This is a genomic window from Hornefia butyriciproducens, from assembly GCF_009695915.1.
Classification (GTDB): domain Bacteria; phylum Bacillota; class Clostridia; order Peptostreptococcales; family Anaerovoracaceae; genus Aminicella; species Aminicella butyriciproducens.
In genome coordinates this window covers 80,472-104,988 of the sequence record NZ_VUMZ01000005.1, presented here as the reverse complement: position 1 = coordinate 104,988, position 24,517 = coordinate 80,472, and the positions used below count along the sequence as shown (strand labels likewise).

The following is a 24,517-nucleotide window of genomic DNA, read 5'->3' as shown; positions in this document are numbered from 1 at the left end:
CTCATATGAGATTATTTCACCTTCACTTTTTTCGGAGAGGACATCGGTCCTTTTCCTGTTGAATTGTATGCGCAGACCTTGTAGTAGTAGGTTCTGCCCTTTTTCAGCTTTGTATTGGTGTATTTCAGCGTTTTCGCGCTCTTCAGTGTCCGGATCTTCTTATAGGTTCCGTTTTTCTTTGTGCTGCGGTAAACCACATAGCCCTTCGCCTTCGACGTTTTCTTCCAGGACAGAACGGCTTTTCTCTTTCCGCTCTTTACCTTCAGGCTTACCTTTCCCGGCAGCTTCGCCTTTCTCTCGGCTTCCGCCTTGGCCTTTGCTTCAGCCTCTGCCTTGGCTTTGGCTTCGGCTTCTTCCTTCTCTTTGGCTGTCTTCAGCTCATCCAACTTCTTTTCTGCGGCGGTCAGGTCTCCGTACCGGGTAACCTTTTCCTTCGCTCCGTCGCTCAGCGCGTCATAGGCCTTTCTGGCCTCGGTAACTGCATTTTCACTGTCGAGCGTCACCTCACCGATTGCTGTGATTTTCTCGTCTACTGCCTTCGCCTGTTTTGCTTCGGCTTCTTCCTTAGCTTCCTTAGCTTTCTTCAGTTCTTCCAGTTTCTTCTCCGCGGCGGTCAGAACATCGTAATTGTCTACCTTCTTCTGCAGCGACTTCAGTAGCCCGTCATAATCGGTTCTGGCCTGCCGGATCGCATCGCCGCTATCCAGGGTCACCTCGCCGATGCCGCCGATTTTCTCTTTCACAGCAGCTACCGCGGCAGTCTTGTCCTCTTCCTTCGTGGAAATCTTCAGCGTGAAGGTGACCTTGCTTCCGTCGCCCAGCGTTACGCTTGCATCACTGATCTCCGCATCCACGAATTCCGTGTCGTCGGGGATGGAAGTGGTCAGGAAAGAGCCGGTGCGTTCTGTAACATACTCGACGCTGTGATTCATCGCCATGCTCTGGATCCACAGTCCCTTTTTCACTGTCCAGCGCGCTGCGGGATCTCCCTCTACAGAGAATACGCCGCCTTTGTCCAGCAGAGAAAGACTCGCTTCATACTGTCCCTTTTCTCCGGTCAGCAGCGGAGTTGTCTTTCCGTTCCGGTCGGTGAACATGAGCTTCGACGCATAGCGATCGTTGTTCTTCGCCTGCGCCGTGACCAGTTTGTCAATCTCTCCTTTTCCTTCCGCCAGCGCCTGCTTGATGGCATCCTCGGTCTTCGCGTCGTCGATTTTATTGGAATATGTCTGAATCAGTGTTTTCAGCGTTTCCTGATCTTCCGCCTCATAGTCGGAAGCCTTCTTATAGTCTGACAATGCCTTTTTGGATTCTGTTCTGATGTCATTCAGACGCTCCTCCTCGGTCTGCGGCGTCAGCTTAACGTATAGCGTCAGAGTCCAGTTCCCCTGGGCATCCTGGGGCTTTTCGCCGAATTCTATATATTCACCATGTTCCTGGCGTTTTGATTTATATTCATATTTATACCCCTTGGCTTCTGCTTTGTATGTATACCTGTAATCTCGTTCCCATTCATCTTCAGGCACCTCAAGGAGGAATCTTCCGTCTTCCTCAGGAGTTACAGGAACATAAACATAATCCCCACCTTCAAATTTTACATCATACACCATCGGCGTCGCATCCTTAATCTCTTCTCCGGTGGATTTATCCAGAACGACGATTTTCACTCTGCACTTTTCCGGCTCGTCCGCATAGGCGCGGTCGGTAACGGCCGCCGCCGCGATGACGAGGAGCGCTGCAAGCGCCGCCAGGATAATTCCGGTGCACCATTTTCTTCTTTGCAACATTTTTACCTCCTTTGCTGCATTACTCAATTTTTATCTGTTCTTTTCCGTTCTTTCTTTTGGTCAACAATATAGGTTTTCCCCGTCTTCGGATCTTTGTAGACGGTTCCCATCTTCTCCATTCCTTTTCCGCCGGATTTCTCCACCGTCGTCTTACTGCTGGTGTCCTTGTACTGAATCACCGCCTGATCCAGCCGGGACACGTCCACCTTCAGATTGATAATCAGCGCAACCATCAGCCCGCAGGCGAACACCAGCATGACGTCGGACAGATTGGAAAGGCTGTCCAACGGATTAGGGCTCTCTTCTGCATCGAAGCGGCGCGAAAGGCGTTTTCTATCTCTCAGCATGCGCCACCTCCGGCTCTTCCTTCTCCAGAATAACCTCCATCACAGACTCCAGGCCCTGAGCGTAGGATCGGTACCAGTGTCTGCGGATCTGGAATATTACAAAGGCAACTGCGGCGATGATTACGCCGGCGGCCGTCGTATCAAAGGCAACCAGAAGCGACTTGGATAGCGCCATGGTATCTCCTTTCCCCAGCGCCATCAGCCCGGGACCTAGCGGAATCAGTGTCCCCAGGAGTCCAAACATCGGTCCCAGCCGGAGGATCGCCTCCGGCCAGCGGATATATCTGTGGTAATGCTCTTCCTCATCGAACAAAAGCTGTGCCGCATAAGCCTCTCGGCTCGTTCTGGTCATGCTCTGCTCCTGAAGCAGTTTCCGGACCGCCGCCTTCTGGCGCTTCAGCAGTCCGCTTTCTTCAATCAGCCCGGGGAGTTCACTGAACTCCGCACGGTTGATTCGCTCTATCAGCTCCGGAATCTTTTCGGAAAGCTTCCGATGTTCCGTAAAAAATTCACAGATGAAGCTCCCCGTCATGACCACCGTCACCGCCATCAGCACCAGCAGAACTGCAACCACCGGTGTCTGAAGCTCTGAAATCACAGCTCTCAGAATATTCGTTGTCGTACTTGATATCATTCTTTTCTCTCCGTAAGATTCTCCGGGGCCGTTCTGCCCCGCATTCTCAGCACTTGTTTTATGTTGTTTTGTCGCCGGACACACTTCCGCCGACTGCCGGGCATATCCTTCCGATTCACCGACGCTGCATTTCCGGCAGCGGCCGGACGCTGACTGCCGGTCCCGCGCCAGATGCATCGACGATGCTCTTGCGGCGACCGGCGGCGCGGCAATCCGACCGCTCAGCTCCGTTCGCGACGGTACAGCATGTATCTCCGCAGGGCCCCTCCTCCGAAGGTTCCCGTCAGAGCCAGCAGCAGAATCATCGACAGCATCGGGCTGAGCTTCTGCACTGTATTGACGGTTTTCTTCGGGGTTTTCCGGATTTCTACTTCCCGGAAAATACGGGCTGAGGCGGCGTTCTGCCCCGTCTTTTCAGACTTTCTGTCGGCGGCCGGCCGAAGCGTCGCCTTAGCCGGCTTAATCGACGCCTCAGGCGTCCTCGCATCGGCCTTTGTTCCGCTCTCTGCCGTCGGATCAGGCTTTGTCGTCTCTCCTCCCGGGGTGACTGTGCCGCCGCCGGAATCCCCTCCTCCGGGCGCCCCCGGCTGTGTTCCGCCGCCGGGTCCGCCGTTCTCCGAAGAATCCCCGGACTGCTGACGCTCCAGCTGACGAAGCCGCAGCTCCGCAGCGACCAGTTTGGCGTAGACCTTATCGTCGACCAGACCCTTCTGTGTCCGTGTCAGCGCGTTGTACGCCGCCCGTGCACCCTGAATCTGCCCCTTCTTCTCCAGCGTCACCTCGCCGATAGCGTTAATCATCCGCTCCACGCGTTCTGCCGCCTCCCGGTCGCAGTCGATGTCATCCGAGACAACCACCTTGAACCGCACCGGCTTACAGCCGCCTGTCGTATCATAGGGCTTTCCGGTCACATATACCGTACCTTCGCCGAGAATCGTGATGGAATGCTCGACCCACCGCGGAATCGTCACACTGCTGGGATCATATCGGACTGAATCCTTCACCGCAGCGACTCCTCCCGTACTGTACGTCCAGTGGAATCGCTGCTCGGAAGCGCCCCTGACGCTGTTCCACTCTCCGTTGGTTATGATGTGAAGACGGAGGGGACTGTCGCCGACTCTGGCGTAGTAGACAGATTTGTCCGAAACGGCGGTTTTCAACGGCTTCATATATTTGAAGCGGATGCTGACCACCTTGCTCACCGATGGGTTGTCCACGCAGGTGACTCGGAATTTTGCAACGCCCGCCTTCCGGGGAACGATTCCGCCGGCGTGTTTCTCTTGAAATTCCGCGATATCCGGCGTCAGGTCAGTCCATCTGACGGAGGGATTCGAGGCATTTTCCGGATAGACTCTGACCCGGTACTCGCCCGGTCTGTCTCCCTCTCGGATCCCGACGAAACGATCGAATGCACCGTCCCAGTCATCTACATACGCCTCCTTTGGCACGGTGACTTCAATTCCGGTCGGATGCACGATGGTCGCCCGAATCCCGACCCTGACCTTCACTGAGGGCCTGGAAACAAGGCTGTACGTAATGCTTCCCGATGTACCCCATGTGCGGAACTGCGCCGTGGCGTGGTTCACGCTCGTCGAGCCTCCGGGGGTGTATTTCAGCGCATGTGCGGGAATTGAGATCCAGCGGTCTGTCCCGTACAGTCTGCCCTCGATTGCGGCCTTTTTCTTCTCACTGCCCATCACATGAATTTCCGTCCCAGACGCATCTTCCCCGTCTATGACAGCCCGAAGCCTGTCGATATGTCCGTCTGTGACGCGCACTTTGAAATTTATCTTTTGTCCTGTGTCCCGCAGCGTCACCGAGGCGTCGTAATTTCCCACGAATTTCCCCTGATACTGTCCATAGGCTCCGATGATAACATTCCACGCGATGTCGCCGTGATCCGGATCCGTGTACTTCCAGGTGCAGTCCCAGTCGGTCTCGTTGTCGTCATTGGCGTAGTCTGTACCGTCCGCCCTTCCTATATGAAATGTTCCGCTGTCCACTGTAGTCAGCGTCACCATTCCGTATTTGTCGGGACGCACTACGGTCTTTCCGTCTTCCGAGCGGAAATAAATCCGGTCGCGCGCTTCCTCGTTCTCATACTGCGTCCGGGTTTTGATGCGGTCGATCCGCTCTTTCGCAGTCTTCAGGGCGTAATCAATCTCGCCGACAGACGCCGCTTCCCGAATCTTTTCAATCCCCGCGTCAATCTGCTGCTGCAGCTGCTCCTGCTCAGTCTCTCTGTATCCGTCCTTTTCTTTGTAGTGAAGAAGCTCCTGAATCGCCTTATCCTTTGCCGCGTTCAGAGTCTCATCCGCTGAAAACATCCGGACGGTGATTTCCACAGGATCCGCATCCTCCGCCGGGTCGAAATACTGGTTTTTCCTCTGAAACGTGAATTTCTGTCCTTCGTGCGGAGTGTATCCCCGGGCCATCACGCTGAAACGATATGTCACAAAGAGATTTTCTCTTTTATCTTTCACGTCCAGGGTGTACTGCCCGCCGGAGCTGTCTGCATCGGGGCTGACCACGCTCCAGGTTCTGGCGTCCAGCGAACGCTCCATCAGAATCTTCGCCTGCTCTATCGGCTTCCCCTGCCGGTCAGTTGCCCGGATAACAATCCGCCGCCGTTCCTTCTCCTCGTTTTTCTGCTCTGACAAAGGCCTGTCCGACCGGCCCTGCTCTGCTGCGGAACCGGCTGCTTCGTTTTTTTCTGATTTCTCCGGGCCAGCCGCATCCGCCGGCGGCGCGCCGTTTTCCTTCGCTTTTTCCTTTGTTGTCCCCGATTCTGCGGACTCTTGCTCCTCTGTTGTCCCGGACGCCGTCGAATTCTCCTCGCTCTCCCGGACCGTCTGCACGCCGGTCGTCTCTCCGGCAGCGCCGTCTCCCTCCGCGGCGAAGAGCTCCGTCCCCGGCATCACAATCTGCGACAGAAGCATTGCCGCCGCAAGCAGTACTATTCCTGTTTTTCTCGATTTATTACGCTTATTCCTTCCCATACTTTCCTCATATAACAAAAGACGGCCTGAAGCAGCCGTCCATTTAAAAAATAAAAAAAGCGGAACTCTCCCGCTTTATGCATTTCGTCGATGCTTGATACTGCCTCAGAGTTCATACATCGAAACCCGACTCGTCTCCCGACTTATCTCCGCTCCTGCGGAAAATCACGGTTGCTGAGAAACAGTAAGGGGCTCACACCCTTTTCCGTTAGCCACGTTCCTGAACATATTATTCACTTTTCCGGTTTTCTCAACCGCATTTCAGTATATCACAGACATCGCATGGATGCAACATACTCAACCGAAAAATCGCAATAATCCGGAATCAGTTAAACAAAGTACCCGCCCTGCCTTCCTGACAGAACGGGTATCCTGATATTTCAATATTGCAGAATTGCAAAACTTTCACTCGCATGTTTCACTTTCTGACTGATGCGTCGGTAATCCGGAATATACCCCGAAATCCGCGAAGTTCATCCATGCCTCAGTCTGCGTTCATCGAATCTCTGCGGCGCTTCATGAGGATAATCACGCATCCCGCGGCTGCACCGGTCAGCACCAGGAAATGGAACAGGAGATCCGAATGATCGCCGGTATCCGGTACATCGGAACTGTGTGCGGCTTTAGCAGTCTGTCCGCTATGTTTCGCCGTACTCTTGTTTTTGTGACCGGACGAATTGTCTGAGTCAGCAGGCTTGGTTTTGCTGCCTGTATTTTCGGTTTTTTCTTTGCCGCCGTCGGTCGGCTGTTCCGGGTTATCCGTCGTTTTGTCGCCATAGGTCGGAACTTCTCCGCCTCCGGATTCTTTCTGACCGGGCTGGTCACCTGTACTGTCGGTTTTGTCTTTGTCCCCGGCGGTCGGCTTGTCACCTGAATCCGAGGGCTTGTCTTTGTCGCCGGTGGGCGCCTTGCTATCTGTATCCGAGGGCTTGCCTTTGTCCCCGGCAGTCGGCTTGTCGCCTGAATCCGAAGGCTTGTCCTTGTCCCCGACAGTCGGTTTGTCACCCGAATCTGAGGGTTTCTCCTTGTCGCCGGAAGTCGACTTGTCGCCTGTATCCGAAGGCTTATCCTTATCGCCGGAAGTCGACTGATCCGGTTCCTCTACATCGTAGACGGGGAAGTCTCCACCTCCTGTTTCCGTAGAGACGGGAGGTTTCGTCTTGTCTGGTGTATCCGTCTTCCCGGTCGATTCGCCTTTGTCACCGGCAGAAGGTTTATCCTTTGTTACAAGAACCTCGGTCGGCGGCAGAAGCCGATCATAGGTGTTATGCCACTCACCGCTAGTAATGGTCACACTTCTGGACGCGATCCAGCCGGAGCCGGTAGAATATGTCGTGATATCAAAGTCATGAGCAAGCAGGACGCCGCTGACCGATCCCTCCATACTGATTGAGCCATCTCCGGTGAAGTTCCAGATAATGCTGCGGGTGACCTCGCTGGAACTTGAATTATTATTCAGCGAATCTACACCCTGATCGTTTATACTGTATTTCTGCATTTTCAGATTGCCGGACGCCGCTACATTGAATACAATCGTTTGAGATGATTTTTTGTGAATCTGAAGCTTCTCCGGTTCACTCATGCTTTTCTCATATGTATCTTTATCAACATCAACATAGTAAATTCCGTCGGCTTTGTCTGAAAGATCCAGAGCATACCTCTGCGAATAAGGGTTATATTCAATCTTCGCATTCGCCGCATTGCCGGAGAGCTCACGGGAGGACTTCGAGACATGGTTCATCATGCCGTCGATTTTCTCATTAACCTGCTTCTCATCGCAGTTGTCCGTGCAGAATGAAATTTTATCCTTGCTCTCATGGATGATATGGTCTTTACCTTCCGGGGTGGAATGAATGAGAACTGCATGCCCCTTTATGTGAAACGGATAATTGGTCGAGGTATCTATCGAACCGATGAGGAAGCCCTGCGTAACATCGTTAGTGAGATCGTTTCCGGTCTGTCCGGAAAACGGAACAACCTTCTTGGCTGCGACATTTGTCTGCGCATCACCATTCAGTTTGAAGGTTCCGGTAACGATGCCGTAACTGACAGCGTCGCCGAGGACATGGGAATACAACTCTGATGCCCCTGGCGCATCGTCCGCATATGCCGTGGCCCCAAACGGCATATACATACAAAAAACCAGCGCGGCAAGAACAAGTGCACAGCGCACTTCCCGCCTCTTCGATATTAACTTCATCCTTTCCTCCTTAAAGCATCTCTCGAATACAACTTTCTTTAACAGCACATTGTTATCGTATGGATAACCCTACAATAACCTTGGTTATTATACTGCGGCGTATATGAATTGCATAGGAAAAATCAGAACTTTTTGGGACATCTGGGAAAGTTGATATCTTCCGGCAAATTATCAGTAACGTTCAACCTCTCATCTGGCTGAAAATGCGGATTGGTATGCCGGTGCACCCCGGCTTCCGCATACAGATATAACAAAACCGGGAGGCGATAATCCTCCCGGCGTTACAGTCCGATTCTATTTAACCGGCGACAGTGCTTTCAGCTCCGGATCAACGATCCGTCCCTCCTCCATGAACGGCTCGCCGTCCAGCCACACACTGGTGTTCAGACAGATTCCGTCGGTATGGGACGCGGCGTCCTGCCCGGCCGGAGGCGCATCCAGCGGGCTGACGTAGCCGATGCCCCACTCAGTGCATCCCCAGACGCGTTCATCCTCCACCACATTTCCAGTGAGAATCGCTCCGGGATTGAAGCCATAGGCGATATGTGCCATCTTGAACATTCCCGGATCCCCGAAGCTCTTCAGCCAGCTCTCATATTGAACAGCTTCGCTTCCGCCCTCTACCTTCTGTATCACGCCGTTTTCCACTGTAAGAGAAATATTCTCCGACAGCTGTTTGCCGAAGGGCGGCGTTACTGTACCGTCAAAGACAATTCTTCCGTTAACGGTTCCGAACCGCGGAACGATGTTGAACTGTCCCGGCGCCATCCACATTCCCGGCGCTGAAGCGTCGCCGTAGTCCAGCTGCATCAGGTGTCCGGGGTCAATCTCAAAGGATACATCCGTGCCCGCCGGCGTAGTCACTCTCATCACCTTCGCGTCCAGATGCTTTTCTCTCGCCGCGATCATGAACTTCCTAAGCTGCTCCAGATCGACCGAACCGATAATACGGGTGAAAACCGCCGCATCAATATCAACCAGACACATATAACGCAGGTTTTTATTGTCCCTCATCGCATTTTCAAAGGGAGTGGAGTACAGCAGCCACTGATGATTGAATTCCATCCAGACATCCGCCTTCGTCAGAACCGCAGAGAGCGCTTCCACCGGCAGATCCGGATCAGCCGCCTTCCCTACGCCTCCCGGCGTCGGCATATTAATGACCAGCAGCTTCGCGCCGGCAGCCGCCGCGCTGGAGGCCACCGCGTCCACAACATCCTCATAAGAGCAGGTGTCCGCTGTAATCACCACGGTCTCCCCCTTCTTTACCCGGAACATATCCTTCACGAGGCAGTCCGCCGCATTCTGCAGTTCATACTTAAACATTTTCATTTCCTCCTACTACTGTTATCTTCTGTCCCGGACGGAATATTCTTCTTTTCCGCCCGTCTTTCACCGGAACAAAGAACTTTCGCCGCGGCTCTTCCCGAGCCGGCTTTCGGCGAGGCGTAACGCCGCGATGAAGTCACTGCTTCCCCGTCCGATTCTTCTTTTGTTCCCGGATCCGCTGTTCCCGAGTCCCGCCTTTACAGCCGGTCCGTCAGCTCAGCGTCAACGTACCCGGGCTTATCCTGCGGCCGTCCGATAAGCTTTGTCAAGATAATATAGAGCAGTCCCGCGGCAAGAATTCCCTGTGCAAACGGAATCCCCTGCGGAATCAGCCGGATCACCGCATAGCCTGCCAGCCAGGAAACGATGCCGAGCCAGTTAAAGCCCTGCGGCATATGGAAATTTTCCGGCTTTCCCCGTCCCAGAATCCAGTAGTCCGCCAGAATAACGCCCATGGTCGGCAGCAGCAGATCGCCGAGGATATACAGAAACGCCTCGAAGTGATCCGCCAGTCCCAGCAGAGCGCATACCGTTCCCAGAATGCCGGAAACCATCGTCGCCAGCCAGCGCCGGTCATCTGCCAGGCGCAGCATCAGAACCGCATTGATACCGCCCGAATAGGCGTTGGTGGTATTGGTGGTCCAGGTTGCCGCAATCAGAACGATCATGCCCAGAATCGGCAGCCCTACCATAACAAAGACCTGCGTCAGGTCATACTGCTGCGCGACCCGGGTCATAACCGCCCCAAGAACGACCATCAGAATTCCCGCCGGAGAAACGCCCAGAACGCTGGAAAGAACCGTATCCCTCCTCGTGCGCTGAAAACGCGTGATGTCCGAAGCCGCCAGACATCCCGCCGCCATGAAGCTGACAGTCAGCACAATTCCGCCGACGATGGTCATGCCCGGTTTGTCCGGATCGTTGAACAGATTCCCCGTGCCATACTTGTTGACCGCCAGAACCGTACCCGCAATGGTGATGACAAAAAGAGCGGGAACAGAAATTCTGTTCAGCCAGTCCAGCGCATTTATTCCGTAAACCGCGGTAACCAGCATGATGAGTCCCCATATCGCCATACTGGCCTGCGGCGGAAAGTCCGCTCCTGCGGACGATTTGATCAGACTGGAGAATGCGTTTCCGCAGACGCTGGTCTGCACCGCGAACCAGCCGATCATCGAGATAAAAATCAGCGTGCTGATGATATAACGTGTTCCCTTCCTGCCGAAACCCGCAATCGCCGTGACGCAGGTCGGACGGCCGATATCACTGCCGATGACTCCCATCAGGCAGAACAGAACCGCCACAATAACATAACCGATCACGCCGGAAATAATCGCATTTTTAAAGGACATCGCCTCCACAAGCATACCTCCCAGCATCAGACTGGGAACGCAGATCATAATCCCGGCCTGAATCATGGCGACGTCGATCCAGCTTTTCCGCTCCCCCATGGGGACTTCGGCCAGAGTTGTGGTTTCCATACCGCCTCCGCCCTTTTTCATTTTATCCATTACAAAACCTCCGATTTACGATATTATAAAAGACGCACCGCTTTAGCACGTTACCGTATTATACCGCATCGGATGATGAAATTCTTTGTTTAAATTTTAAATTTATCTGTTGTATTTTGTAATTATTTCAAATCCGGTTCGTCCTTGATTCAGCCCCGGATATCGCCCATTCCCGGACATCCCACGGTTCTGCAGTCAAATCGGACGCCCTGCGACATTCCGTGCAGAACCCGGTCCTCATTACTCCGGCATCTCTCCGTCCAGCCCGGCTCCGATTAGCGCCCGGATTTTCATGGCGATTGCAACAGTTTCGTTAAACTTCACCGGATCCTCCGACATTCCAAGAGCAGATCTTACTTTGTTCACCCTGTAGCGGACGGTGTTCTCATGCTGCTCCAGCACTTCCGCCGCTCTTCTGTAATTTCCCTGCTGCGCGGCGTACACCTCGACGGTACGGAGCGTTTCCCGCAGATTTTCCCGGGAGATTCCGCCTTCCCGGATCCGCTCCACATACGCCTCATAAAAATCGACGGCCGCCCGTGAGTCCCGCAGGATCAGCAGCAGCTGCATGGTGTTCAGAGGATCGTAAACCTGATTTTGTATCCCCAGTTTCTCCGCAATGATCAGTGATTTTCCGGCCTCTTCCAGAGCTTCGCGCACATCACGCCGCATCATCACGCGACTCTGGCCCACAAAAGCTCCCGGCATATTTTCCAGTATCCGCTCCATCATGATCCGGCGGTGCCGCTGCAGTTCCTCCTTCGTTTCTCCGCTGAAAAGAAAGATTTTCTGCGTCTGATTGAGAACAAAGAAATCACCGGGCTCCTTCAGAAAATGTTTGTACAACTGCAGTCTCGAGAGCTCTGAATCGAACTCTCCGCTGACGTAACAGACCGCAAGGAAGCGGCCGATCCCCGGCTTGATGCTGTTCAGGATCTCCAGGTCCTCCGCCGTCTGCTCCCGGGCGTACCGAATCCGCCCGAGTTTCAGGGCATTCAGCGCATTGGTGTTATCGAACAGAATATACTGATTGACAGTGTCCATAATCAGAGCGTAGGGCATCTCAATGGGGACGTGAACCACCGGGAAATTCTTTTCATCACAAAGCACAGCAATATCCTCTGTCAGATTGCCTAGTCCGTGATCGCCCACCACAAAGAGACCCGCGCTTTTCTGCTCAATAAGCAGCCGGAAGAATTCCTGCGGGGTCTGACGGACTGAATCGTTGAACTGCTCCAGACAGGTGATATACAGGTCGCCGTCGCTCAGTATATTAGGATCGGTCACCGACTCCTCATAAGTACAGTCGAACACGGAAACCCGGCTGACCGCGCGGTCGAGACCTCCCGCTCCGCACAGAACCTCTGCCTCCCCGAAGACCGGATTCTCGAGAATCTCCCGAAGACTTACATACATAATATCCATATTGTCTGTTCCTGTTTCCTCATCAAAACTGCGTCAACACGCGGCGCTGGCGTCCGGATGCCGGATGCGTGTGCCTGAGTTCGGGCATCAGCGTGCGGACGCCAATATCCGGGCACCGGAGCCCGCACGTCGTATGTCCGGATATCGGCGCATACAGTTCAGGATCCGTGTATCCGAACACCGAAAAGCACGGGCTGCGGAAATCTGGCCCGTGCTCTCCGTTTTCAGACGTTCTACGCCTCCTCAATCACTCCCACCGGGCAGTTTTCACAGGCCTCCGCGGCGCTGCCCTCACACTCCGCCGGTACCGGATCCTTGCTCGCCACAGCTACACCGTCAACCAGCGTGAACACCTCAGGGCAGGTCGCCTCACAGACTCCGCATCCGATACATCCGTCATTTACTTTGTACTTCATCATTAATACCTCCTGTTTATTACACAGACGCCTTTTCCCGGCGCCGCGTTATCATAGTTTATCCGGCAATATCGCACTCTGCTTTTTCGGTTACTGCTCCAGCATCAGAAGCAGCGCCATTTTGAATCTTCCGTCAGCCGTCACGCTGTGCATACCGCCTTTCGCAAACCGGAAGTTTTCGCCGGCGCAGATCGGATATTCCTTTCCTTCATAGCCGATGACGCCCTTTCCCTCCAATGCGAAAACCAGTGCGTCGCCCGGCGCGCTGTGAGGCGCGAGCCCGGTTCCTTCATCGAAGGCCATGACCACAAATTTCATGGTTTCCCCGGACGCCACATCCAGATTGACGATACTGCCGTCCTCATACGGCACAAGATCCGCCAGTTTCAATACCTCTCCCGGTTTCACTGCCTGATTCATCGTAAACTCCTTTCCCGGAACGATTTCCGTATACACTGATCCGCCCTCTGACGCCATTCCGCAGAGGACGTCCGCCGGCGCTGTCAGCAGTTCACCCTCGCAAACCGCCGTATGCGCCATATTTCCTTTGTTCCCCAGAGAGAAATCCGTCCTTCCTCCCGCGCCGACATACAGTCTCGGAACAGGGTATGCCTCTGCGCTGATATCCGTTCCGGCACCCAGGGAGAAAAAGGTAACCTCTGCCGGTCCCCGCAGTCCCGAGACAGTGGAGATCGTCATGCCCGTCCGCGGTGGATGCTCTCCGGCGACTGAAAATGTACCATTCATACTGATCCCTTCCTCCTTCCTGAGCTTACATTACTATATTACCACAGACGCTTCCGTAACAAATGATACGATTTCACTTTTTTCCGCCGGCATGGTATAATATAGCATATATGCTGGGGCCGGTCACGCCGTCTCTGACAATACAACTGCAGAAACAAAGTATACTTCCGCAGAGCAGGAGGAGGTTCAATGAAGCAGGAAAAAGACCATGAAGCAGGGGGACATACAGATCTCGCAGAGAGACGCCGCCTGAAGATGAGGCAGACCGTCTGTCTCCTTCTGGCTCTCCTGCTGACAGCCGGCACTCTGCCCGCATCAGTCCTGGCCTACTCGGATCCGAGGGAGCAGGCTCATGGAATCAGTTATATTCAGACACCTTCCGGAAGGTATCTCATCTGGTCGGATCAGTACGGGCGAAAGAGTGCAAACGGCAGCTGGACTCATGATATATACGCACTTCCGGTCACGAAAGCCGGCCTCAGGAACCCTGAAGCAAACAAACAGACTCTGGTCTCCGCTCATGAAGCGCAGGAGCCGGCGTCTGCGTCCGTGGCGGGAGACGGCTCTGTGTTTCTGACCTTTGAGGACGGTAATGCGACGACTTACCGCGGTCACGACTACACGCTGGCCCAGCGCTATGCGATCTTTTCTTCTTCACTCCGGCCCGAAGTCCCCTACAATCCGCAGAAAACCACCGTCAAATGGGGCGGTCACTCCGGTCACAGCGCGAGCACAAAAAAACATCATATCGTCTTCTACTCTGAAGGCTGGGTGGACGGCGGCGCGGATCACGGCCTGGGAACCGGCGACGACGTCTGGGTATCCTCCTTCTCCGCCAACGGCCGGGGCAAACGGACAACAAAGGTCTCCGTCGGAAAGAAGCACCGTGACTGGTGGCCGATGATTGCGGCCTCCGAAAGTAAGGCCTTTCTGGTCTGGCAGCGGTACGTTCCCCGCGCCCGCGACGCGCAGCTCTGCTGCGCCGTCTACGACCCGGCCACTGGCCGAAAGGGCAGAACCCGCATTCTGAAACGCCGTACAGCCTACTACTGTTATCAGGTTCAATACGCCGCGCCGATAAAGCGGTTCGTCCTCACTCTGACGGACAGGAAGGGGAAGGGCGCCTGCTATCTGTTCGACAGTAAAGGAAATGTCACCGCAAGGAAAACCGGACTGCCCGGTTTTGTCCGTGAAGCCAGTCCGGCAGTGATTAACGGATCCGCGTCGGTTCGGCTCTGTTATCCGCGGGCAAAGGGCGGCGCGGCATACCTGCGGGTCACAGGGAATTCTGTCCGGTATCTCGGCGTCAGAACACGCGGGCGCTATATCGACACCGGAAAGTCAGCAAGAACCTGGTCCATCCGCGGAACCGCAGGCTTCTATGACCGCACAGCCCGGACCGTCTGCTTTGCCACACTGGGAAAGACACGGCTGCGCGTCGCCGTCTTCCCTGCCGCACTTTGATAAAAGCCCCGTACGTCCCAACGCAGGATGATGAAAGCCGCCGTGTATTATCAATGCACCCTACGCGGGAACGGATGCATTGCGCATCGCTCCCCGTCCGCTTCATTGCCCCTTCACTGCCCCTTCACTTTTTCAGGAGCGCTCCGCACAGGACAAAATGCGACGGAAGGCGATCTCCGCGGACCCATTCGAGCTGAATCCCACAGAGCTCCGAGAGCGTCTTCCCCACATCCCCGCCCAGGGATTCGATGGAATGCCGCATCCTCTCTTTGTTCCGGCAGGGTACTCCCTCCGGCCTCGTACATCCCTCGCAGAGCTGACAGCTGCCCGCAGAGAGAGCCAAACTTCCCGGGAATTCCCGCTCCTGCACAAAAAGCTCCTCCGACAGTTGCTCTTTGACCTTCCACAAAGCCTCCGTCATTGTTTCCTTTGTTCTATCCTCCCCAAAGGAAAGACGGTATCCCTGAATCAGAATCCGCCGGTACGACCGCCACAGTTCCATCGGATCAAACTGAAAAGGCGGACACGACCATACCCGGCCGTAGGAGCCGCATTCCATGCAGCGCGGAAGAAACTCCTCCACATTCACATATTCGTCGATGTAACTCCCCATATCGGTTTCCTTCTCAAACCTCTCAAGCGAATAATTCATCTCTGCCTGCCATCCTTTCCCGGTCTCCCGCCGTCAGAAATCCGTGTTGCTGTAGGGTTTACTGCTGTAGTACAAAATCATATCCATACGGCGAGCCGCGTCTGTGTTGTCCGTCCGGACAACGCCCAGGTCTATCAGCGGCATAAGGCGCGCCGAGTTCATCAGCAGCGCATTCAGGTCGCATTCTCTGCATCTGAGCGTAAGCTCCGGGACAGGCCCTTCGCTTCCGTCGCGGACGTCATCCGGCGACCCCGCTGTTCCGCACGCAAGAAGCCGCCAGCCGCCGCGCTCCCCTCCGATATCGAGCAGCAGGAACCGTTCTTCCTTCGCGAACGCATCCAGGTATTCGATACGCGCAGTCACCGATCCCGCACCCGTGGGCCGGTTGCTCGTCACGCGGAAAAATTCAGGGTAATCCACGATTTTGTACATATACCCGATGAAGGATCTGCAGACCTGAAGATACCCGTAAGGAAGATATTCCATGGACAGATCCTGGGGATCTGCCAGGACATGATAGAAATCGTCGCAGCCGGAGGTCAGCACAACGGACTGGGCCAGATCCGCCTGACGCCGCAAGTATTCCAGAAAGCTTTCCAGCGTTTCCGCATCCAGGCAGATCAGTTCATCTACTACAATGCGATTCTGCGTAAAGTTCGTTTCACTGGCATCCTCGAACCTGTAGCTCAGGTAGCCGGTCATCTTCTGCCCGTCATATGCACCGAGCCGGATGGAAGCGGTATCGGCCCTCATGTCACCCAGTTCCTCTCCGGTTTTCCGGATCATCCCGTGCGTGCGCGCTGCCTTCTCGTTGTAGCAGGCGACGAGCGCATCCAGTTCCTGCGCTCTGACAAAACGAAGGTCAGCGGAAATCTCTCCCTTTGGGAGATTCACTGTCGGGATATGATACAGCGAGCGCCTGCTTCCGAGCCCGTACCCCATGCTCCTGTAAAACGTCATATTGAAGGGCAGCAGCGGGGCCACGGACGCCTTCATCTCAACTGCACGGGCTTCATAATACTGGACCATTTTCAGGGCAAGGCCCTTTTTCTTATGCAGCGGATGAACTGCGAGCGACATGAGCCCCAGCGCCGGTACCACATTCCCGTACAGGTTCATCTGAAAATGCACCAGCTTCATCGCCGCGACAAGTTCCTCCCCGTCAAACATTCCGATATAGTCCACATCGGAAAGCCCCATATTGCGCAGATTTCTCTCCCTCTGCCGGGCCCTGCACTCCGCATCCAGCGTTTTAAACGCAGGATAGGCGTTCAGATAAACATCCAGGTATCGCTCAATATCTGAGGATACGAGCTCTCTGATTTTCAGCATATCGATTCCTCCACATTCTCCTCAAAACCAACCGGTGCATGCCCGTTAAGTCCCCGCCGGACTTAAAGGGCACTGACGGCAGCGCCGCGGTGCACAGTCCAGTGGCAGTGTGCGCCGGCAGGCACCGAATACACCCCTGTAATTCTTGATATTCCAAGCATATTCGATGGCTGAGTGCGCATTAATTTCTCTCTGAATATTATATCAATAATATCATTGCCGTACAATAGCGGAGTTATGACCGGAGCTGCTGACACCTCTTCAACCTTTCCGGTTCGCCAGCGCCACATACGCGATGGACAGATCCCGGAACAGCTGGCTGTCTGAATACTCCGGATGTCCGATGCGCTCCTTGATGCGGGATAAACGATAATGGACTGTGTTTACATGACATCTCAGCTCCGCGGCCGTTGCCGTGGCGTCCCCGCCGTGCTGAATCCATGCGGTGCAGGTTCCCTCATATTCCTTCACGACCTCTGCGTAATGTGCGGAGAAATGCGTCATGGCAGGCGAATCTGCCAATGGAATCAGGAACTGATAGACTCCGATATCCGCATAAGAATGAAAAGCCGTACCGGTCATAGAAGCCGCAAGCCATCCATAATAGGCCTCCCGAAATATCTCGCCGAAGCACTCATGAGAAGGATGGATTCCACTCCAGACAATGCGGAGCCTCCCGCAGGGAATCCCCAGCACATCAGCAGCCTCACGGAATACCGCTTCGAAGGCGGAACGCTCAGACCGTCTTGCGGTCATCAGCAGGAACAGCCCGTCATCATAAGGCACCGGAAGCACCTTCGTTTTGATTCCCTTGCTCAGATAGTATGAGTTTTCAACGCGTGCGACGTCCGGCTCGCCGGAACTTCCGGGGCGAAAGTACACCGCAGCGCTGAATTCCTTTAATAACAAAGAAATCCCATGGCTGATCCGGTACTGGGACTCCCTTCCCAGATTCCCGCGAATCATCTGATCAACCACATCAGAGGTAAGAAATGACGAGTCGTCCTGCCGGATGGCGTAGATGATGTCAAAGATAATATTTTCAAACCAGGTGCCTTCCCGATAACAAAAAACAGGGAAAGACATTTTGTCGGCAAAGTCCAGAACCTCCTGAGGAAGTGTCTCGAAGATAACCCGCTTGTAAATCAGAGCCGCAGAACCGCGCTCAGAAAGCTCTCTGACGGCCGGAAGAAGCAGTTCCGGGCGATCCTTTGCGAATAGCAGACTGGAAAGCACCACGCTGTCCGGATTGAAGGATCCCGCGGCATCGTATACTACGTCCGGAGCAAACTCGTAATCCAGAATCTCCGCCGACTGAACCGGTCTCTCCAGCCCTCCGCGCCCCGCAGCCAGCACAAAGGAATCAGCGCAGGGCAGCTTTAATATGTCTTTAACCGTCAGTGCCATCGCTCTCCTCCTCATTGTATATTTCACAAATAGTATACATTAATTTATTGAAACCTACAATAAATTATAGGGAAAACTTTTGTTAGAATAGAGACAAAGACAGGGTGCAAAAGGCGCAAAGAACACAAAGAGTGCAAAGAACGCAAAGGGCGTAAACACGGAGGTAAGAGCCATGAAAATCAGAACCTTTAAAGTGGAACAGTGGATGAACGAGTGGGAAACCAGGTGCAGGTATAATCTGGCAGAAACTTGTATCGACTCTTTGACTGTGCGGGAGCTTCTGGAGCTCTCGGGAGAGGATGTCGGGGAATATATGAAGAATCTGGCGGATACCCGGCTGACCTACAGTCATATCGAGGGATCGCCGGAGCTGCTTGCCGGAATCGCGTCGCTCTATGAAAATGTGGATGCAGAGGACATCGTTCCCCTCCACGGGGCAATCGGTGCGAACCATCAGGTCATTATGACACTGCTGGAGCCCGGAGACAATATGGTATCGGTCATGCCGACCTACCAGCAGCATTATTCCATACCGGAGTCCATCGGAGCAGAGGTTCGCGTGCTGAGACTGAACCCAGAGAACCGATTCCTTCCGGATTTGAACGAACTTCGTTCACTTGTGGATGAGAACACCAGGATGATTACCATCAACAATCCGAACAACCCCAGCGGTTCTCTGATTCCGACAGAGGAAATGCAGCAAATCGCTGAGATTGCGCGAAGCGTGGATGCCTATGTACTTTGTGACGAGGTGTACCGCGGAATTTCCGAAGACGGCAGCTATATGCCAAGCATCGTCGATATCTACGAGAAAGGAATCAGCGTAGGCAGTATGTCCAAAATCTATTCTCTGGCGGGACTGCGCATCGGCTGGTTTGTTTCCCGCGACAAAGAACTGGTGCGTCTGGCAAGGGAAAGAAGGGATTATGACACCATCAGCTGCCCGGTAATCGACGATAAACTTGCGGCGCTTGCTCTGGCCAATAAAGAGGCGATTTACGCCAGAAACAGAGCGATTCTGCTGAAGAACCGGCATATTCTGGACGAGTGGGTGAACGCCACTGAAGAAGTCTGGTATCAGAAACCTGTGGCCGGCACAACGGCACTGGTCTATTACAGAAAAGACATCCCCTCGCGAGATCTATGCATCGGATTGCTTAAATCCAAAGGGGTCATGTTCACTCCGGGCGAATGCTTCGAGATAGAAGGCGCCGTGCGCATCGGATACGCCTTTGACTCAGAGCTTCTGGCTGAAGGGCTGAAACTGTTCGGGGAATATCTGAAGGAAATCTGATGAACGAGGAGGACATAGATGAAAGCAAGAGTTATGAACAAGGCCGACATCATGCAGGTCGTAGAGATGGAGCCGACGATTACCGCTGTAGAAAACGTGTACAAAATGAAAAGCGCAGGAGAAGCTGTCGCCTGGCCCACCGTGTTCCATATCTTTGAGGAAGGCGTGCGGGACATGGATATCCGTTCCGGTTACCTGCCCGGAGAACATGTTTTCGGACATAAGACAATCGGCTTTTTCGGCGGAAACGCAGAGAAGAACCTGCCCACGCTTATGGCAACAATCAATGTATTCGATGAATATACCGGAAGTCTGATCGGCCTTCTGGAGGGTTCTTACATTACAGGACTTCGCACAGGGGCGGCCGGCGCTATCGGCGCCAAATATCTGGCCCGGAAAGACTCCGACACCCTGTTCGTCCTTGGTGCGGGGAATCAGGCGGCGTTTCAGATCGGAGCGACACTGGTGGTATTCCCGGGGCTGAAAAAAGTCTATATCGCGGATCTTCTCAACCCTGATAACGGAAAACGTTTTGCGTCCGAAATCCGTCGGAGACTGAAGGAGGAATTTGGAATCGATGCATCGGGTGTTGACTTTGAAGCCACCGTAGATCCGGCCTCCGCCATTCCGGACAGCGATATCGTCATCACCGTCACCCCTGCCAGAGAGCCGGTAATCAGAAAGGAATGGGTCAGACCCGGAACACATTTCTCCACTGTCGGCTCCGATATGGAAGGAAAGGAAGAAATCGATCCGGAGATCTTCCGCGGCGCCAAAGTCTTTGTCGACGACATTCCGCACTGCATCGAAGCAGGAGAAGTGGAAATCCCGATTAAGAATGGCGTTATTGCAGAAACAGATCTTACGGAAATCGGAACGTTAATTGCGGGGCAGACTGCCGGCCGGACATCGGATGAGGAAATTACAATCTATGATCCATGCGGCATGGCACTCATGGACATCGCGGCTGCGAAGGTGGCTCTGACCCTTGGCGCAGAAAAGGGACTGGGCGTAACAGTAGATCTGTAGAGCAGACAAAGGAAGCTACCGTAAACAGTGTCTGTTCATCAGGTGTTCGGCTGCAAACACGCATTAAACAAAATCAAACGGAGGTAGTAGCAATGGAAATCAAGGTACTGAGCAGAAAGGATCTCATAAACGTTCTGGAGCTGCCGGAAGTCATCGAAGGCGTAGAGGCGGTGTACAGGGCCAAGGCCAAAGGACAGGTCGCGGCATGGCCTCTTGTGGAGCACCGGTTTGAAACCGGCGCACTGATGGATATCCGCTCCGGAGGAGCATTCGGAGAAGTCGCCATTCACGGTGCGAAGCTGTTAAATAATTTCCCGGAAAACGCAGAGAAGGGGCTTCCGGTATTTACCGGCGTATTGATGGCCTTCGACTCGAAAACGGGCATGCCCATCGGCGTAATGGATGCTTCCTATATCACCCGCCTTCGCACCGGCGCAGCAGCGGCTATTGGCGCCGCCGCCCTGGCACGTCCGGACAGCGAAACGCTTCTTCTGGTCGGAGCAGGATTACAGTCCATCTATCTGCTGGGCGCGTCCATTTTGAAGCTGCCCGACATTACGAAAGTAATTGTCGCCGACCCCTATGCGCCAGAAAACGCCTCCCGATATGTGAAATCCATCGAGAAAAGGCTGAAGGAAGAATTACATATCGATTGCGGTCATGTGACCTTCCGGGCATGCGATGATCTGAAAAAAGCGGTGGAGGTCAGCGATGTCATTCTTACCGTGACCAGAAGCACAAAGCCTCTGATTATGAAGGACTGGGTCCGCCCGGGAACGCATCTGAGCTGTATCGGCGCCGACATGACGGGGAAGGAGGAGATTGATCCTCAGCTCTTTACAGTCGCCAGAGCCTTTGCGGACGATGCAAAGCAGTGCTGCGCCGTGGGCGAAATGGAAATTCCGGCCAGGATGGGGCTTATTTCACCGGACACAGTAACAGGGGAAATCGGTCAGGTTCTCATCGGAGAAGTCCCCGGAAGGGTATCTGCGGATGATATCACGATTTTCGACGCCACCGGTCTGGCTGCCCTGGATCTTGTCACCGCAAAGACAGCGGTAGAATCGGCGCAGAAAAAGCATCTCGGTACAACAGCAGAAATTTAAATAACATATGCCCGTTAAGGAGGAATACCATGAAAATTGATAACTTTGTATTGGAAAACTGGCTGAATCCTGCCTGTGACAGTGACAAGAACAAAATTTATCTGGGCGGCAGCTGTGTGCAGCCCATGACGGTAGAAGAGCTGTTCCGGCTTACCGGGGAAAGTATGGAGGACTTCTTCCGGGAACTGAAAACGATGAATCTCGGTTATCCGCGGTTTGACGGCACTCCTCGCTGCAAGAAAGCCGTGTCCGGTTTGTACAGGGCAGTAGAGCCGGATGAGGTGATTCTGGTACATGGCGGAACGGGCGCCAATAACACGGTGGTCATGACCCTGGTGGAGCCTGATGATAATGTAATTTCCATTGTGCCCAACTATCAGCAGTTCGATTCGATCCCCCGTTCCCTGGGGGCGGAGGTGCGGAATGTGCATCTGCAGCCGGAAGCCGGATATCGTCTGGACCTGCAGGAGGTCCGCCGGAAGGTCGACTCCGACACCAGGGCGATTTTGTTCACTAACCCGAACAATCCCTCCGGAGCATTGCTGACGCGCCGGGAGATGGAAACGCTGGTGGAGATCGCCAGGAGCTGTGACGCCTGGATTGTCTGTGATGAAATGTACAGAGGTCTGGACGAGGAATATATGCCCTCCTTCGCCGATCTGTACGAGAAGGCCATCGTCACCTGCAGCTCATCGAAAATCTATTCCATGGCCGGCGTAAGGGTCGGCTGGATTGTCTGCCATGATGCGGAGATGCGGAAGAGAATCTAGAATCGCCGTTCTTATGATTCTATCTGCGGCGGGGTCTTCGATGAATGGATTTTCGCTGTTGCGCTGGAGCATGCGGACAAAATCTTTCAGCGCAGCCGTTCCATCGTTAACGCCAACAAAAAAATCATCGACCGCTGGCTGGATGGCCACCCGCATCTTAAACAGTACGCCGACGCGCACGGCACCACTTACCTGATACACTATGACATCGATATGGATGCACAGGTATTCGGCGACCGTCTACTGGATGAGAAGGGGATCCTGGTCTGCCACGGCGACTGCTTCTTTGTTCCCCATTCCTTCCGGATCACACTGTCCCACGCTGACCGGCTGGAAGAGGGACTGGCACTGATCGATGAGTTTATCGAAGAGAACGCCTGACGGCGGGAGGTGCAAAATGCTGAAATTAAAACCGGTAACCAAAGAGAATCTGATTGAAATAACGGATCTTGAAATGGAGGATGACCAGAAGGGTTTCGTTGAGGATAACCTGTTTTCCATTGCGGAATGTTATCTCTACAAAGAATTCATCCCCAAAGGAATCTACGACGGCGACGTCCCTGTCGGCTTTGTCCTCTACTATTTCGTAGAAGGAGATCCGGATTACGTGTTCCTCCACCGCATCATGGTGGACAAAAACCAGCAGGGAAAAGGGTATGGAGTGCAGGCGCTTGAGGCCTGCTGCGAAGCTTTTAAGAAGGAATTCCCGAGTATCGGCTGTGTAGAACTGATTCACTATCCGGACAACGACCGTGCTGCAGCAGTCTATGAAAAGGCCGGGTTTCACCTCACAGGAGACTCCGTGAAGAGCGCTCCCGGACGCATCGAACGAACCTCCACAGATCCGAACCGGACATTTGAAATGGTTCGCAGAAGGTTCTATTAATCCAAACCGTGTCTGCCGATTAAGTCCGACAGGGCTTAATCGGCGCTGCTGATATCCAAGTAAGGTTTATCTTGTTTACCATATGCTTTTAAAATGTATATGGCAGTTTCCGATCAAATTAACTCTCGTTGACATTTCAGGTGATATATAGAAACTTAGTATTATTGAAAAATCGCGAAAACAGCACATTTTCTTTCCCTTGCATTATTCTGATTTGTTCACAATATCTATGAATGCCTGCATGACCGGATTGATCCAGCGATCTCTGCTGCAAAGAAAGAATGAGTACATATCAACATTGATATCCTTGACGTCGATCCTGGCGAGCGTTCCATCTTTGATATGCTTTCGCACTGTGTACTCCGGCAAAAAAGACGTCCCATATCCTCCGAGCAGCACATTGATGATTGCATTGGTTGATCCCATCTCCATAATTGGTGATAGTTCAATACCCTTCTTTTGCAATTGTTTCTCAAGTAATCTGCTGTATCCGATTTCCCTGTCGGATACGATAAAGTTGCTTGTTACGACATCCTGCAGTGGTTTCCTTTTTTTCTTCAACAGAGGGTTTGATGGGTGTGTCACAAAGATTACCGGTTCGGGCTTTTCAGCAAAGGATGCGAAATCGGGGAAGGCGTTTCTTTCATCCATACATAACAGGAAATCCAGTTCTCCCTGCGCAAGTTTATGCATATTGTCTTCCAGATAATCCGAAACCTTTACAGTAATACGAACCTTTGGGTGAAGATGCATGTACCGCAGCAAAATTTGAGGAAGCACTTCCGAAGCATAGGATGAAGCGGAACAGATGACCAATTCCCCTTCCAATTCTTCCGAAACACCAACGGAATTTTTTGCCGCCTCTTCTGCTTTTAACAGATCGATTGCATAAGGCAGAAATGTCTTGCCGGCCTGTGTCAGGAATATTCTTTTACCCACTCTGTCAAAGAGAGGTACTCCCAGTTCTTTCTCCAGCGATTTGATTTGTGCCGTAACTGCCGCCTGTGAGTATCCGAGACTGTCTGCTGCCTTTGTGAAATTATTGAACTCGACGATTTTGACAAATGTTGCGACGTTTTTATTTTCCATATACTCATTCTCCATTCTGCAGTTGCAGGTCTATTATATCATACAAACGCCACAATCGATAGATTCAATCTATTGATATAATAAAATCTATTA

General features: G+C 53.4%; 21 protein-coding genes. 7 read left to right on the top strand and 14 right to left on the bottom strand.

Annotation, left to right across the window (positions count from 1 at the left end; all coding sequences use genetic code 11):
* Nucleotides 1–11: 11 nt before the first annotated feature.
* From FYJ64_RS06720 to FYJ64_RS06675, 10 genes are all read right to left on the bottom strand, one after another.
* Nucleotides 12–1,787 carry a fibronectin type III domain-containing protein gene (locus FYJ64_RS06720; protein ID WP_154574437.1) on the bottom strand — a complete coding sequence of 592 codons (1,776 nt, stop codon included), beginning with the start codon at nt 1,785–1,787 and terminating at the stop codon, nt 12–14.
* A gap of 23 nt (nt 1,788–1,810) precedes the next feature.
* The gene (locus tag FYJ64_RS06715) at nt 1,811–2,134 is read right to left on the bottom strand and encodes a DUF2149 domain-containing protein (RefSeq protein WP_154574436.1); all 324 of its coding nucleotides are present in this window, start codon (nt 2,132–2,134) and stop codon (nt 1,811–1,813) included.
* On the bottom strand, nt 2,121–2,768 hold the full coding sequence (locus FYJ64_RS06710; RefSeq protein ID WP_206045575.1) for a MotA/TolQ/ExbB proton channel family protein: 648 nt from the start codon (nt 2,766–2,768) through the stop codon (nt 2,121–2,123). The genes FYJ64_RS06715 and FYJ64_RS06710 overlap by 14 nt, the downstream gene beginning before the upstream one ends.
* Before the next feature lie 221 nt (nt 2,769–2,989).
* Complete coding sequence (locus FYJ64_RS06705; RefSeq protein WP_154574434.1) at nt 2,990–5,767, bottom strand: hypothetical protein; 2,778 nt, start codon at nt 5,765–5,767, stop codon at nt 2,990–2,992.
* Between the two features lie 484 nt (nt 5,768–6,251).
* Entirely contained in the window at nt 6,252–7,967 is a 1,716-nt protein-coding gene (locus FYJ64_RS06700) for a choice-of-anchor A family protein (RefSeq protein ID WP_154574433.1), read from the bottom strand.
* Nucleotides 7,968–8,261: 294 nt separating this feature from the next.
* Nucleotides 8,262–9,293 carry a 2,5-dihydroxypyridine 5,6-dioxygenase NicX family protein gene (locus FYJ64_RS06695; protein WP_235897138.1) on the bottom strand — a complete coding sequence of 344 codons (1,032 nt, stop codon included), beginning with the start codon at nt 9,291–9,293 and terminating at the stop codon, nt 8,262–8,264.
* 200 nt (nt 9,294–9,493) lie between these two features.
* Entirely contained in the window at nt 9,494–10,807 is a 1,314-nt protein-coding gene (locus FYJ64_RS06690; RefSeq protein WP_154574431.1) for a cytosine permease, read from the bottom strand.
* Between the two features lie 240 nt (nt 10,808–11,047).
* Nucleotides 11,048–12,223 carry a PucR family transcriptional regulator gene (locus FYJ64_RS06685; RefSeq protein ID WP_206045574.1) on the bottom strand — a complete coding sequence of 392 codons (1,176 nt, stop codon included), beginning with the start codon at nt 12,221–12,223 and terminating at the stop codon, nt 11,048–11,050.
* A 242-nt stretch (nt 12,224–12,465) separates the two neighbouring features.
* A complete protein-coding gene (locus tag FYJ64_RS06680) occupies nt 12,466–12,651 on the bottom strand; it encodes a ferredoxin (protein WP_407928778.1) in 186 nt (61 codons plus the stop codon).
* An 87-nt stretch (nt 12,652–12,738) separates the two neighbouring features.
* A complete protein-coding gene (locus FYJ64_RS06675) occupies nt 12,739–13,395 on the bottom strand; it encodes a cupin domain-containing protein (RefSeq protein WP_154574429.1) in 657 nt (218 codons plus the stop codon).
* A gap of 189 nt (nt 13,396–13,584) precedes the next feature.
* On the opposite strand from FYJ64_RS06675, the gene FYJ64_RS06670 reads away from it, so the two are divergent.
* Nucleotides 13,585–14,859, top strand: a complete 1,275-nt coding sequence (locus FYJ64_RS06670) for a hypothetical protein (RefSeq protein ID WP_154574428.1) — start codon at nt 13,585–13,587, stop codon at nt 14,857–14,859.
* Nucleotides 14,860–14,983: 124 nt separating this feature from the next.
* On the opposite strand, the gene FYJ64_RS06665 is transcribed toward FYJ64_RS06670, so the two are convergent.
* From FYJ64_RS06665 to FYJ64_RS06655, 3 genes are all read right to left on the bottom strand, one after another.
* On the bottom strand, nt 14,984–15,511 hold the full coding sequence (locus FYJ64_RS06665) for a DUF2284 domain-containing protein (RefSeq protein WP_235897137.1): 528 nt from the start codon (nt 15,509–15,511) through the stop codon (nt 14,984–14,986).
* 33 nt (nt 15,512–15,544) lie between these two features.
* Nucleotides 15,545–16,843, bottom strand: a complete 1,299-nt coding sequence (locus FYJ64_RS06660; RefSeq protein ID WP_154574427.1) for a GNAT family N-acetyltransferase — start codon at nt 16,841–16,843, stop codon at nt 15,545–15,547.
* 261 nt (nt 16,844–17,104) lie between these two features.
* A complete protein-coding gene (locus FYJ64_RS06655; RefSeq protein WP_206045573.1) occupies nt 17,105–18,250 on the bottom strand; it encodes a PucR family transcriptional regulator in 1,146 nt (381 codons plus the stop codon).
* Nucleotides 18,251–18,422: 172 nt separating this feature from the next.
* On the opposite strand from FYJ64_RS06655, the gene FYJ64_RS06650 reads away from it, so the two are divergent.
* From FYJ64_RS06650 to FYJ64_RS06625, 6 genes are all read left to right on the top strand, one after another.
* The gene (locus FYJ64_RS06650; protein WP_154574425.1) at nt 18,423–19,544 is read left to right on the top strand and encodes an aminotransferase; all 1,122 of its coding nucleotides are present in this window, start codon (nt 18,423–18,425) and stop codon (nt 19,542–19,544) included.
* A gap of 18 nt (nt 19,545–19,562) precedes the next feature.
* Nucleotides 19,563–20,573, top strand: a complete 1,011-nt coding sequence (locus FYJ64_RS06645) for an ornithine cyclodeaminase family protein (RefSeq protein ID WP_154574424.1) — start codon at nt 19,563–19,565, stop codon at nt 20,571–20,573.
* Nucleotides 20,574–20,665: 92 nt separating this feature from the next.
* A complete protein-coding gene (locus tag FYJ64_RS06640) occupies nt 20,666–21,679 on the top strand; it encodes an ornithine cyclodeaminase family protein (protein ID WP_206045572.1) in 1,014 nt (337 codons plus the stop codon).
* 29 nt (nt 21,680–21,708) lie between these two features.
* The gene (locus FYJ64_RS06635) at nt 21,709–22,449 is read left to right on the top strand and encodes an aminotransferase class I/II-fold pyridoxal phosphate-dependent enzyme (RefSeq protein ID WP_154574422.1); all 741 of its coding nucleotides are present in this window, start codon (nt 21,709–21,711) and stop codon (nt 22,447–22,449) included.
* A gap of 213 nt (nt 22,450–22,662) precedes the next feature.
* Complete coding sequence (locus FYJ64_RS06630) at nt 22,663–22,830, top strand: hypothetical protein (protein WP_154574421.1); 168 nt, start codon at nt 22,663–22,665, stop codon at nt 22,828–22,830.
* A gap of 16 nt (nt 22,831–22,846) precedes the next feature.
* A complete protein-coding gene (locus FYJ64_RS06625; RefSeq protein WP_206045571.1) occupies nt 22,847–23,335 on the top strand; it encodes a GNAT family N-acetyltransferase in 489 nt (162 codons plus the stop codon).
* 204 nt (nt 23,336–23,539) lie between these two features.
* Here FYJ64_RS06625 and FYJ64_RS06620 read toward each other — a convergent pair whose 3' ends face one another.
* Nucleotides 23,540–24,424: a LysR family transcriptional regulator gene (locus tag FYJ64_RS06620; RefSeq protein ID WP_206045570.1), complete on the bottom strand. Its 885-nt coding sequence runs from the start codon at nt 24,422–24,424 to the stop codon at nt 23,540–23,542.
* Nucleotides 24,425–24,517 lie beyond the last annotated feature (93 nt).